The organism is Vibrio fortis, assembly GCF_000695685.1.
GTDB classification, from domain to species: domain Bacteria; phylum Pseudomonadota; class Gammaproteobacteria; order Enterobacterales; family Vibrionaceae; genus Vibrio; species Vibrio fortis_A.
Map to the genome: position 1 here is coordinate 42,746 of NZ_JFFR01000033.1, position 12,084 is coordinate 54,829.

The following is a 12,084-nucleotide window of genomic DNA, read 5'->3' on the forward strand; positions in this document are numbered from 1 at the left end:
ACAAGCTTCGACGACGCGTATTAGCGCCTATTTAGCTGGCTAATCACTGGCTAGCAACGCTGATTAAACGAATCGGCTAACTCAAATATGGTTCCCCGCCATTATGAGTTAGCCGATTTTTTTATGTGCTAACTATTAAGGTTTCTGTTTAATCGCTGGACAATGATTGATGCACAACCGGTACAAGTAGACTCGACCATTGTTGATAAGCTCTGGCATTCAGGTGCAGATCATCGCAGCTGAAATCATCCAATAGCACGCCATTGGGCGCCAAAACTTCATTTACATCTAAGAACTGAACCCCATTCTCATGACAATAGCTTTTCAGCAGGCTGTTCAGTTCTTCAACTTGAGTATTCAAACCTTGAAGGCTTTCTCCAACAAAAAGCGTTGATTGAACAACGATCTTAATCCCTTGCTTGAGCCATGTGTCTACGATCTCGACATAGTTTGTGAAAGCTTGATCGACAGAGTAGCCTTGAGCAAGGTCGTTGATACCCGCCATAAAGCAGATCAGCTTGGGATTCACGTTCAAGGTCGTGTCTATTCGTCTTAGCATGCCAGCGGTTGTATCTCCGGCTAAACCTCGATTCACCATAGATATGTCTCGGAAGATATCAGCCCAAGGTGCCCACTCAGTAATCGAGTCGCCAAATACCACCAAATCCGCTTGGGGTGCAAAATGACGGTGGTTATCCGACGTCAATACATAACGGCTCATGCTGTGTCCTCGCTGTTGAATTTCAGATTGTCTGATCACTGCTTCCAAGATCACTGCATCCGGTGTTTGGTCGTCAAACTGCGCCAAAACCTTTTCAATATGCGGTTTCAAAGGGCTTAACTGAGTATCGAGTACGTGCTGGTCTTTGAGTGAAGCAAGTTTTTCGAGCAATGAGTATAAGGTCCCTCTGTGCTCGAGGGATTGATAGAGCGAATAGAGGTCAAGGACAGGTTGTTTTTTTAAAGCCGTAAGAAGTTTTTCATCTTCCATGTGTTATCTAGCCTTTCATCGGAGAAGAGTGTGACCACATCATACCCGCTAAGAAATCACTTAGATAACACATGAATCAACAACAGCTCGAGTTGTTGCTATTTTTCTTTCACTAGAAGGTGATTGCGGTTATCTCGGCTCTTTTTAATAAGTTCGTTGCTTTCGTCCATATCATCAGACTTAGCCAACCTATCGTAAAGAAGTACATTCACCGTTGCCGCTAAGTTCATACAACCAACCGTCGGTACATACACAACATGATCAGCGCGATCTGCAACGTCTTGAGAAATCGAACCGTCTTCTGGACCAAAGATGTAGATAGCGTTCTCTGGGTGTTGGAACCTTGGTAGCGGCGTCGCGCCTTCTGCTAGTTCAACACACACAATCTTTGTCTCTGGATCAAGGTCATCGAGAAATGAATCAACCCCGACCAGTGGAATATTGCGAGTTGCACTCTTGGTATCAGTATGAAATTTGGCTGCTTTTTCATAACGCTGACCAGTGTATTTAACTTCATCCACTTGATAACAGCCTGCAGCTCGCATCACAGCGCCAACATTGGTTGGACTTTTAGGATTCGTTAAACCAATCGTCACCTGGCTTTTCTTCATGAATGTACTCACTTAAATCAATAACGACGTGACTGGATTGTCACAGAGCGCCGCATTCTAGCAAAGCGCACCCTCTATCAAAAGCCATTCTTAGCCTTGCCGTATTGATGGTAAATGGTCAAATAAACAACAAACAGTTTACTGATTAAATTTAATTACATGAATCCAATTATTTATCTTAACTATTCCATTGTAATAATCATTTTCCATACCCATGCAATAAATAACAAACGGATTAATAAAGAACACTTATTAAACGAGAAGTGCTCAACTGTTGATCATTCAAGTTATAAATACAAAAGCTCACAAATAAAATGAAAAGGCAATACAACACTACAAGTAATATATTCAAATTATTTTATGGATTATTCTGTATTTCTCGTATCTTGAAGCACTTTATATTTTTTAAGAAAGTACCCGAAACATTCACAGAGAGGTATTTATGTTTAAAAAAGCTTCTGCACTTTTACTAGCTGTTATGTTAACAGCGTGTGCTTCACAAGGTACTAAGATGGACAACGAGACCATCAGCAAGGTTGAGAAAGGCCAAACGACTGAACAGCAACTAATCGACATACTAGGCGAACCAACATCGACAGGTTTCTCTTCAGATGGCTCTAAACAGCTGACTTATACCTATTCAAGTGCATCTAGCAATCCAGCATCTTTCATCCCATTTGTTGGGTTCCTATTCTCTGGTGTTGATTCAGAAACTCAGGTGCTTTACATCACTCTGGATAAGAAAGGCAAAGTTTCAGATTACACATATAGCGAACAAAGCACTGAAACTAAAACTGGCTTACTATAATTAGACGACAACGTCAGCTGGCTTAATTAAGAGTCAATAACAGTTATTGGCTCTTATTTTGTTTATCTATCATTTTAACTACAGTGAAAAAGGTCATTTAATTCACTCAAATAAACAGTCCACACTGCATCTATATCAACTCTCATGCTATGAGCATATGCACGTAAATATGCTTATCTATTCACAAAAGCTCGACCAATCGTTCTTCATTTTTTCCCTTACTTCCCGCAATTTCTTGTGACATGTTGCTCACACATTCAGCAAAAAGTTAACCGCTGTCAAATTTATTGAACAAAACTATGCAAACGTAACGTTTAGACCAATGGCGCATTTACATTTTTTAAACAGACAAATACTGTAAAACGATATGTACCATTTTTTGAGCAGTGTGTCGCAAAGCTCATCTGTTCAATCGGTCTTGTGACCTAATAAAAAACAATATCTCTGCAGTAGGAAGTCTTTATGAGTCTAACCATCAAAAACCGCCTCTATATTTTGTCTTTTATCCCTCTACTCTTTATGACACTAGGGATGATCTATGTAAGCTACCTAAAGACAACCGAACTCACCGCTGAGCAGGTCAACTCTACTCGCACCAATATGATGGAAATGAAGCAGAAAGAGTTGAAGTCTTATCTGCAAATGGCTGAATCATCGATCGCCCCATTCTTACAACGAGGAGCGACACTAGAAGAAGCCCTACCGACTCTACGTCAGCTCGAGTATGGCGAGTCAGGTTACATCTTTGGTTACGACTCCAAAGGTGTGCGTGTTGTGGTTGGCCAAAGCACCGATGGTATTGGGAAAAACTACTTCAATCTGCAGGATAAAAAGGGCAACTACCTGATTCAAGACCTGATCCGAAACTCGAAGAGCGGACAATTTACCACTTACTACTTCCCTAAATTAGGCGAGACCGAAGCGCTACCAAAGCTGAGCTACTCCGTCTTTATTCCTCAATGGGACTTAATGCTTGGGACGGGTTTTTACACCGATGACATTGATGCCGTCATCGCTGAAATGGAAGCGAGTTCTAACCAAGCACTACAGAGCACGATCACAGCGATCAGCTTATTCTGTGGCCTGATCGCCGCGATCGTGGCTGTCTTCGCTGTAGGTATTAACCGAACCATTATGAAGCCCATCGAACAGCTGGATCGCTCTATCAGCTCGTTTGCAAGTGGTGAGGCCGATTTGACTGCTCGTATGGAGCCATTCCGTGCTCCTGAATTTGCTCGCCTAAGTGACAACTTCAACGCGTTTGTTGCAAGCCTTCAAACCATTATTCGCAGCGTGAGTGATGTTGGCCAGCAAGTGGTAAACGAAACGAATAGTATGTCAGCTCGTGCGGCTCAAGTAGATGAACTGGCAAACGGTCAACGCGAAGAGACAGAACAAGTCGCTACCGCGATGACAGAAATGACAACCACGGCTCAAGAGATCTCAAGCAACGCAAGCCAAGCGGCAAATTCCGCGAAACAGGCAGAAAACAATGCCCGTGAAGCACAAGAGATTGTAAACGCGGCGGCGGAATCTGTGGCTGGCTTAGCCTCAGAGGTATCCGAAGCGAACACTGTCGTATCTCAGCTTGAAGGTGATGTGCAAAACATCTCGTCTTCTCTCGCGGTTATCCAAGACATTGCCGAACAAACTAACCTACTGGCATTGAACGCGGCTATCGAAGCGGCGCGTGCAGGGGAACAAGGTCGCGGCTTTGCCGTGGTTGCTGATGAAGTACGTAAGCTTGCAAGCCGCACTCAAGAGAGTACCGGTGAAATCCACACCATGATCGAACAATTGAAAGCAGCCTCGGATGCCGCAGTTAAAGCGATGGATTCTAGCCAAAACCGCAGTGCTCAAACGGTAGAAGAAGCGAACGCTGCTGCTGAGGCGCTAGCGCGAATTCAGGAGTCGATTGATACCATCATGGACATGAACTCTCTCATCGCCACTGCGACCGAAGAGCAGAACATTGTTGGCCAAGAGATTTCACAACGCGTGGTGGTTATCTCGGACTCAAGCTCTCAATCAGCAACGCTAGCCAATGAAAACCGTGCTGGCAGTCAGAACCTGAATGATCGTGCGAATGAGTTGTACCACTTAGTCGATCGATTCACTGTTTAGTCTACTATCTAAAGAAGTGCCCCTTTGCAGCGAATAGCTAAGGGGCATTCTTCGCATTTAGGCTTGGGGTGGCAAAACTGCTGACCATGCTCGACCAGTAAGCCATGGTAATAGCCGTAGGTCTTAGTATCAGGTGGAATCACAGCTTCCATCAAATCATGAAACCTCTCATATGACTTAGGAACATCCAAACCGTTTCGCTCAAAGATTCTTCTCGCGTACGCATCAATCACGAATGATGCCTTTTTAATGGCATAAACCAAAATTGCGTCTGCGGTTTCCCCACCAATGCCTTTCACCGCAAGCAGTTGCTGTCTCAAAACGTCCGTTTCTTGAGCCCGTACAGTTTGTATATCGTAGTCGTATTGAGCAAACCACTGCGTCATTGCCTTCAGTTTTAGAGCCTTTTGGTTGTAGTAACCACTGGAACGAATGGCTTGTGCCAGCGTATCAAGTTCCATTGCGGCAACCTGTTGTGGCGTGATCGTTTTACCTAAGTTATCGAGCGCCTTTTCGGCATTCTTCCAATTCGTATTTTGAACCAGAATCGCCCCCATCATGATCTGATAAGGATCGCTGGTCGGCCACCAGTCAAACCAACCATAGTGCTCTTCAAGACCACGAAACACGTCTCGAATTAATCTCGAGTCTTGTTCCGTGACTTGGCGAGTTTTCATCAATCTAGATTCTCAGCGAGAAAGTCCACCAGCAGGCGAACTTTAGAAGATAGATTACGATTTTGAGGATAGAGCGCCCAGATCCCCTCTTTGTCATCTCGGAAATCCGACAGCACTTCCACCAGCTCTCCCGACTCCAGATCATCGCTGACATAGTATTCAGGTAACTGCACTAAACCAATGCTCTGCTTCGCGGCATCGAGAAGTGCTAAACCGCTGTTACATTTAATTCGGCCATTAACACGTACCGATCGTGGCTGGCCATTTTCTTTAAATCGCCAATGCTCAAAGCCACCAACCAAACACTGATGATTAGCAAGCTCTGACAAAGTATGTGGTTCACCATAATGCTCAATGTACTCAGGGCTTGCACAGACATAGAGCTGCCTCTGAGATAGGCGTTTGGCAACCAGACTAGAATCTTCCAGTCGTCCTAAACGAATAGCAACGTCGACCCCTGAATCAATGAGATCTAACTTTTGATTGGTTAGCATCAACTCAAGCTCTACTTGAGGGTACTGAGTCAAAAACTGATGCAGCAAAGGCGCAAGCTGACGTTCACCATAAGTGACAGGCGCTGTGACTTTCAAAAGACCTTTGGGTGTCGATTGCATCTGAGTTACTGCAAGCTCTGCTAACTCCAGCCCTTCCACCAACTGTTTACATTGTTGATAGTAAAGCTGACCCGCTTCGGTGAGAGACACTTTACGTGTCGTTCGATTGAGTAATTTAACGGCTAGTCGCTCTTCCAAGCTCGCGACACGACGGCTTATTTGTGCAACAGAGGTCGACAGCTTATTAGCAGCACCGGTAAAGCTTTCTCGCTCAGCCACTGCTACAAACTCACTTACCCCTTCCCAATTCGCCATACGATTACCTGTTATTGATGTTATCTACTGCTAAGTCTATTGAATTAACCCATTTAAGTCATCTTGATTCACGCATCGACACTATCGATAACCCGCTTTTCAATCGCCCATTTATTACTCGGACGCTTCTCTGACATTCATCGACAATTCTTACTTTTGTCTTACAAATACAGCATCTCCCCTGACACTTGTCCTACCACTTCGTTGGTATCTTGGTTTTGCACCGAAACATTGGTGTTCACAAAAAGTAAGGTATTCCTATGAAGAAATTAATCGTACTTGCATCAACACTTGTTCTAAGCACAACAGCGTTTGCAGCAACTAAAACAGCAATTCTAGAAACAACGCTCAAGTCAGATACATTTGTTACCGAAGCGGAAGCATACGATGCAGGAGCTAACCTTATGGAAGAGTTAAGCACAAAGAGTTCTTTTGAACTTTCAAGAGAACTGCCTCAGTTTAGAAACACGACCAAATATGATTCGTTTAAGATTGATGATGCCAATATGGAAGTGAAGAAAATCACCAATATGAGTGGTGATGTGCATTATCAAGCGGCGATCACTGTCGATTATCGCTACACCTACAAAGACGGTCGCAGTAGCTAAGTTTGTTGAGACCAAATAGGAAAGCCCGCATTTACTAAAAAGTAAGTGCGGGCTTTTTTCGTTTAGACCTTCATAACAGGTCGCTTAATCTGTTATCAGTTAAGTCTCTTCAACAACTACACTTCAAACTGAGACACTAATCGATCGAGTGATTCACACTGCTCTGCCAGAGCCATACATGCATTCTCTGCACTGCTTGCCATTTCAACCATCTGAGCGGTACTTTCAGCGATGCGTTGAACGTTTTGGTTCACCTCTTCAGACACATGAGATTGCTGAGAAGCTGCCGTAGCAATCTGAGTGTTCATCTCGTTCATCATTCCAATTGAACTGCTAATTTCAGCCAGTGACGTTGCTGCAGTTTCTGCTTGAGTGATGGTTTTCTCACCGCTTTCCTTGCTTTCATTCATTACACTCACAGCTTGCTTCGCACCTTGTTCAAGGCGTTCAATCATGGATTCAATTTCACCCGTGCTGTCTTGCGTTTTGCTTGCTAGTGCACGAACTTCGTCTGCAACCACAGCAAAACCACGCCCTTGCTCACCTGCACGCGCCGCTTCAATCGCCGCATTAAGAGCCAATAGGTTGGTTTGCTCGGCAATACCTTTGATAACACCCAGAATTGAAGCGATGCTCTTCACATCAGTGTCAAGGTTGTGTACCACGCCGCTCGCGTTTTCAATATCACTTGCCAAGCGTTCAATCGAACCGACAGTTAACGCTAGAGTGCTATTCGTTGATTCCACTTCGCGCGTCGCAGTATTACTTGCGGTTGCAGCATCCAGAGCGTTGCCACTTACCGCGGCACTGGTTGCTTGCATTTCATGTACCGCCGCTGCAACCACTTCACTCTCTTGCTGCTGGTTAGCCGAGAACTCCGCTACGCTCTGAGTCAAAGACTTAATGTTTTCCATCTCTGAACGAACTGCGTTAGAAGCGAAGATAACTTGCTCAACCGTCACATGGATTTTGCCAACAAATTCATTGAATGCAGCACTCAGACGAGCTATTTCATCACTGCCTTCAACCTTCATACGCTGAGACAAGTCACCATCACCCGACGCGATTTCGCTCATCGCTTTCTCAACATCTTGAATCGGTTTAACGATAAAACGGTTTGATAACCACAGTGCAAAACATGCGGCCAGAATCGCGACCGCCATACCAAATTCGATAACAATCTTGCTGGATTCAATCGAATCATTCGCTTGTTGGCGCAGCTCAGCCTGTTTCTTCTCGATTAACGAGCGAACAGACCAAAGCTGGTTACGGATAGTTTCAAACTCGGCATCAAGAACAGGCGTAAATTCGCGATTATAAGCGTGGGCATTTGCTGGATCTGCAAACATAGGCTCATGAAGATCAACCCAACGGCTCATTGAAGAGACCAACTTGGTCAACTCATTTCGAGACGAGCGATCGAGGACGCCTGCATCATACAGCTTCTGTACACTCTCAAAGCGTGGAACGGCTTTATAAGCATTGTCTTTGAACTCAAACGTCTGGTAATCGATCGACGCCTGATCTTTCGCTAACAAAAGTCCTTGTGCCGCAGAGATAACTTGGTAGATATCGCGATAGCCGTCTTCTAGATTCTCTAATACAGGTTGCACGACATTGTTAAGTTCGTGATTGATCGCGGCCTGTTGGTTCGACTCAATCACATTTAGAATGGTGACTGCAGAAAAAACGGCGACGATCACCAGCAGCGGAATTGCGATCTTGCTGCGGATGGAAAGATTATTGATGCTCATTGGTCCTCTTAAACCGTACGATATTTAATGGTATTCATATAATATATCGTATACGGATTAATTCGCGCCACGAATTTGTGAAGTTCGTCTCATAGCAAACGTTGTCGCAAATTCGTTCGCTTACAACTCATCCAGATGTAAACACGCAAACCAAATAACAACACCTAATTCCCCCATTTCACTGGCGATATGAGGTAATTCAACCCATAATGTACGGCTGTTAAATCGATAGGTAAAAACATGAAAATTTGTGGCGTTGAAATCAAAGGTAATGATGCGATCATTTGTCTACTTTCTCTTTCAGATGGTGTGTTCAACATCCCTGATTGCCGCGTTTCTAAAGTCGCAATCAGCGATGCAAATGACACGCAAAAAATGAAAGACTTCCAGTTTTCTTTCGCAAAACTGATGGAAGATTACCAAGTTGAGAAGGTTGTAATTCGCCAACGTCAAACCAAAGGCAAATTCGCAGGTGGTGGTCACGGCTTCAAACTAGAAGCAGCGATCCAACTGATCGATGGCCTAGATGTGGAAGTTGTAGCACCAGCAGCAATCAAAGAGAGCCTAAAGCACAACCCACTGATGATGAAGTTCAAAGAGACTGGCCTAAAGCAGTACCAAGAAGCGCCATTCACAACAGCTTACGCTTGCTTAATGAGAAAAGCGTAACGCTAACCTCATAAAGGTTTACCCTGAGGTCGACCTTAGAAACTAAAAGAGCCCACGACGGGCTCTTTTTGTTGGTGCATACTATCCACTCTTCTTTGGTAGCTTTGTCTACAGTCTTGCTTGAACCTTTCTTTTCAACCCCAATGATAAGTTTGGCTTTTTAACCACTAAGTAAACCGCAATCGCAGCCAGCGCAAAGCCTAAAGCACCGTAAAAGTCAAAAGACTCACCGAACATCAACCAAGCTTGAATAGCCGTTGTTGGAGGAACAAGGTAAAACACAGAAGCAACACTCGATGCTGCACCGTGTTCCACCATGTAGAGCAGCAGCAGAATCGCCACACAAGACAACACGACGACTAGCCAAACCATGGTTAATGAAAATTCCACGGTCCAGTTGACCTGCATAGTCTCAAAACTCATCGCATAAGGCACAAACAAAATGGCTGATGCAAAGTACTGCACCATCGCACTGCCTACCATATCCACACCTTGGCAGAAACGTTTCTGATAAAGCGTACCGAACGTAATGCCCACCAAGGCAAGAACACACAACAACACCGCTTCTGTTTTATGAGCATCCGACTGCCACTCGATGTTGCCCATCAGTACCAAGCTAATGCCAGAGAAGCCGAGCACCAAACCCAACCATTGAGCCCAATTAAAGCGTTCGACAGTAAACGTCACAATCATGATGGCAGTTAGTATTGGCTGCAGGCCAACCAGAAGCGCGCTTAATCCAGCAGGCATGCCCATATCAATCGCTAGATAAGTCCCACCAAGATAGAAGCCATGAATCAGTATGCCAACCACGCAACTGTGGAAGAACGCGCTGCCACGGGGCATTTTTCGTTTGAGCATTGCAAGCAAAAGCACAAACAACAAGACATTGGCGATCATACGCAGAGACAGCAAGGTCGCAGGCTCCGCATACTGCAAACCAAACCGCGCACCGACAAAGCCGGACGACCATAAAATAACGAAAACAAAGGGGATAAATTTAATCAACACGACAAAACTCTGGTCAACGATTCAACAATACTGTTACCTTAGTTGGGTACAGATACAGATTAAAGATACAGTTTGAATGTTTTAGATGGTTACAGATTTTTGCGGTTAGGGAGAATTAGGTGGGTATCAATAAGTACTTGGCAGTAGAGCAACACATTAAGAATCAGATAGAGGATGGGATTTTACACGTTCATGATCGTCTCCCTTCCATTCGCCAGCTGAGCACACAACTTAACATGAGCAAAAACACGGTCATTAGAGCCTACCAAGAGCTGGAAGCGACAGGACTCATCTATTCTGTACCTAAATCTGGTTATCGAGTGCAGGAACTCGAACTCGTTACTCTCAAAAAAAACAGCCGCCCACAGAAGGTGGATCTGTTATCAGTCACTCGTTCCGTCCTGTCACGCCCTGATGGCAAGCTCAAACTCCTCACTGGCTCCGCACACCCTAATGTCAACAATCCAGCAATACGCAGCCTTTATGCCGAAATAGGTCGACATAGCCGTCTTCAAACTCAGTTACCCGGTTACTACCAGTTGCCTCCCGGCGATGACCAGTTGGTAAAACAGCTCCTTAAGGTAACCCAAGACATTGGAGTGCCAGCCAGCGCCAATGAGATTGCTATCACGCATGGCGCTCAACAAGCGATTAGCCTCGCGCTGAGAGCACTAACCGAACCGGGCGATGTCGTGGCAGTCGAGTCACCATGTTACTTTGGTAACTTACTGCTGCTGGAGTCATTGGGACTTAAAGCACTGGAGATCCCGACTAGTGTTCATTCCGGGATTGATATTAGCGCCCTACAAGACGCAATTGAGAAATGGCCGGTAAAAACGGTGCTAGTGACGCCCAACTTTGCTAATCCAACCGGTTCTCGCATGCCTTTGAACAACAGAAAGGCGCTATTAGAAATCACAAAACAACTGCCCATTATTGAAGATGATGTATTTGGCAGCCTAGCCTACGATGCACCGCTGCCAAGCCTAAAAGAGCTCGATAAAGATGGTCGCGTGATCTATGTGAGTTCACTATCAAAAACGCTCGACTCTAGATTACGCATCGGTTGGCTACTCTCAGGACAATATCAACCACAGATTGAAAAGTTTCTTCTATGCGACAACATGGGCAGCTCGAATCTAATGCAGTCTGCCGTTGGGCAATTCTTAACTTCAGGTCGATATCGTAGTCATATCGCTAAGATGAAACGCCTCTATCAAACCAACTATAAACAGTTTCATACAGCGCTCACGGAGTCACTAAACCAATACCCGCAAGTCAAGGGGCGCTATCACCTATCCCGCACGGAAGGCGCGTTTCTGATTTGGTTAACCTTGCCCGATTCGTTCGACAGTTATGAGCTCTATTTAGACTGCTTAGAGCACAAATTGGGTATTCTGCCGGGAACGGTTTTCGGTACAAATGATCAATACAAACATTGTGTTCGATTCAGTGTTGCCAACCTAGAAGAGACCAAAGAGTGGCGAGAAGGAGTTGAGATAATGGCGAGATTGATTGCCAAGCAATTGGATTGATAGAACGAACATAAGTTGATCTTTGCGTAAGCCAGTTTAAGCGTTATCCATGTATAAGCATTAAACTGCCTTACTCCCTAGTGAGTGAAGCCACCATTAAAATTTGCCGGTCAATAACGTCGTAAAGAGGATTATTATGTTCCGGCTCGCATTACTTTCATGGTGGTTTTTCGCCTCTTCAACAGCCTTCAGTAACGGCAACAGCCCTACTCAATATGAGATCGCCGTCAGTGAAACCTATAATGTTGAAAAGTCATCCCTCTCTCAGGGTGATGTAATGCTCACTGCGACTAGCTTGTGCCAGACACAGGGTAAAGAAACACAGGTAATGCGAATCAGCAACCGCATTGAAGAGCAGATGCAAACCACTACGGTAAACTTTTCCTGTATCGACGTTCCTTAAAGGCCCCTGCTGCTGGCGACCCAG

12 protein-coding genes are annotated in these 12,084 nt (G+C 44.9%); 6 read left to right on the top strand and 6 right to left on the bottom strand.

The genetic code is table 11. The features are described from left to right. Nucleotides 1–148 precede the first annotated feature (148 nt). Nucleotides 149–991 (bottom strand): SGNH/GDSL hydrolase family protein, encoded by an 843-nt coding sequence (locus VFDL14_RS01635; protein ID WP_032553439.1) that lies wholly within the window; start codon nt 989–991, stop codon nt 149–151. 98 nt (nt 992–1,089) lie between these two features. After that, nucleotides 1,090–1,602 (bottom strand): RNA methyltransferase, encoded by a 513-nt coding sequence (locus VFDL14_RS01630; RefSeq protein ID WP_032553440.1) that lies wholly within the window; start codon nt 1,600–1,602, stop codon nt 1,090–1,092. 442 nt (nt 1,603–2,044) lie between these two features. Here VFDL14_RS01630 and bamE point away from each other — a divergent pair, with 442 nt between their 5' ends. Then, the gene (bamE, locus tag VFDL14_RS01625; RefSeq protein ID WP_032553441.1) at nt 2,045–2,410 is read left to right on the top strand and encodes an outer membrane protein assembly factor BamE domain-containing protein; all 366 of its coding nucleotides are present in this window, start codon (nt 2,045–2,047) and stop codon (nt 2,408–2,410) included. Nucleotides 2,411–2,872: 462 nt separating this feature from the next. Further along, nucleotides 2,873–4,534: a methyl-accepting chemotaxis protein gene (locus tag VFDL14_RS01620; RefSeq protein ID WP_032553442.1), complete on the top strand. Its 1,662-nt coding sequence runs from the start codon at nt 2,873–2,875 to the stop codon at nt 4,532–4,534. A gap of 8 nt (nt 4,535–4,542) precedes the next feature. Here the strand turns inward: VFDL14_RS01620 and VFDL14_RS01615 are convergent, their stop codons facing one another. Further along, nucleotides 4,543–5,211, bottom strand: a complete 669-nt coding sequence (locus VFDL14_RS01615; protein ID WP_152549283.1) for an endonuclease III domain-containing protein — start codon at nt 5,209–5,211, stop codon at nt 4,543–4,545. Continuing rightward, nucleotides 5,211–6,080: a LysR family transcriptional regulator gene (locus tag VFDL14_RS01610; protein ID WP_032553444.1), complete on the bottom strand. Its 870-nt coding sequence runs from the start codon at nt 6,078–6,080 to the stop codon at nt 5,211–5,213. The genes VFDL14_RS01615 and VFDL14_RS01610 overlap by 1 nt, the downstream gene beginning before the upstream one ends. 260 nt (nt 6,081–6,340) lie before the next feature. Here VFDL14_RS01610 and VFDL14_RS01605 point away from each other — a divergent pair, with 260 nt between their 5' ends. Then, the gene (locus VFDL14_RS01605; protein WP_032553445.1) at nt 6,341–6,688 is read left to right on the top strand and encodes a DUF3316 domain-containing protein; all 348 of its coding nucleotides are present in this window, start codon (nt 6,341–6,343) and stop codon (nt 6,686–6,688) included. A 116-nt stretch (nt 6,689–6,804) separates the two neighbouring features. Here VFDL14_RS01605 and VFDL14_RS01600 read toward each other — a convergent pair whose 3' ends face one another. After that, entirely contained in the window at nt 6,805–8,442 is a 1,638-nt protein-coding gene (locus VFDL14_RS01600; protein WP_032553446.1) for a methyl-accepting chemotaxis protein, read from the bottom strand. A 240-nt stretch (nt 8,443–8,682) separates the two neighbouring features. Here VFDL14_RS01600 and VFDL14_RS01595 point away from each other — a divergent pair, with 240 nt between their 5' ends. Next, nucleotides 8,683–9,111: a DUF3010 family protein gene (locus VFDL14_RS01595; RefSeq protein ID WP_032553447.1), complete on the top strand. Its 429-nt coding sequence runs from the start codon at nt 8,683–8,685 to the stop codon at nt 9,109–9,111. 108 nt (nt 9,112–9,219) lie between these two features. On the opposite strand, the gene VFDL14_RS01590 is transcribed toward VFDL14_RS01595, so the two are convergent. Continuing rightward, the gene (locus tag VFDL14_RS01590) at nt 9,220–10,122 is read right to left on the bottom strand and encodes a DMT family transporter (RefSeq protein ID WP_032553448.1); all 903 of its coding nucleotides are present in this window, start codon (nt 10,120–10,122) and stop codon (nt 9,220–9,222) included. A 119-nt stretch (nt 10,123–10,241) separates the two neighbouring features. Between VFDL14_RS01590 and VFDL14_RS01585 the strand changes: the two genes are divergently transcribed. Together VFDL14_RS01585 and VFDL14_RS01580 are read left to right on the top strand one after the other, a co-directional pair. After that, nucleotides 10,242–11,657 carry a PLP-dependent aminotransferase family protein gene (locus tag VFDL14_RS01585; RefSeq protein ID WP_032553449.1) on the top strand — a complete coding sequence of 472 codons (1,416 nt, stop codon included), beginning with the start codon at nt 10,242–10,244 and terminating at the stop codon, nt 11,655–11,657. A 136-nt stretch (nt 11,658–11,793) separates the two neighbouring features. Continuing rightward, the gene (locus VFDL14_RS01580; RefSeq protein ID WP_032553450.1) at nt 11,794–12,060 is read left to right on the top strand and encodes a hypothetical protein; all 267 of its coding nucleotides are present in this window, start codon (nt 11,794–11,796) and stop codon (nt 12,058–12,060) included. Nucleotides 12,061–12,084: the final 24 nt, after the last annotated feature.

Excerpts from the sequence above, each read along its gene's own strand:
- VFDL14_RS01605 (WP_032553445.1), top strand. The coding sequence starts at position 6,341 with ATGAAGAAATTAATCGTACTTGCATCAACACTTGTTCTAAGCACAACA.
- VFDL14_RS01595 (WP_032553447.1), top strand. The coding sequence starts at position 8,683 with ATGAAAATTTGTGGCGTTGAAATCAAAGGTAATGATGCGATCATTTGT.
- VFDL14_RS01630 (WP_032553440.1), bottom strand. The coding sequence starts at position 1,602 with ATGAAGAAAAGCCAGGTGACGATTGGTTTAACGAATCCTAAAAGTCCA.
- VFDL14_RS01615 (WP_152549283.1), bottom strand. The coding sequence starts at position 5,211 with ATGAAAACTCGCCAAGTCACGGAACAAGACTCGAGATTAATTCGAGAC.
- VFDL14_RS01620 (WP_032553442.1), top strand. The coding sequence starts at position 2,873 with ATGAGTCTAACCATCAAAAACCGCCTCTATATTTTGTCTTTTATCCCT.
- VFDL14_RS01580 (WP_032553450.1), top strand. The coding sequence starts at position 11,794 with ATGTTCCGGCTCGCATTACTTTCATGGTGGTTTTTCGCCTCTTCAACA.
- bamE (WP_032553441.1), top strand. The coding sequence starts at position 2,045 with ATGTTTAAAAAAGCTTCTGCACTTTTACTAGCTGTTATGTTAACAGCG.
- VFDL14_RS01600 (WP_032553446.1), bottom strand. The coding sequence starts at position 8,442 with ATGAGCATCAATAATCTTTCCATCCGCAGCAAGATCGCAATTCCGCTG.
- VFDL14_RS01635 (WP_032553439.1), bottom strand. The coding sequence starts at position 991 with ATGGAAGATGAAAAACTTCTTACGGCTTTAAAAAAACAACCTGTCCTT.
- VFDL14_RS01610 (WP_032553444.1), bottom strand. The coding sequence starts at position 6,080 with ATGGCGAATTGGGAAGGGGTAAGTGAGTTTGTAGCAGTGGCTGAGCGA.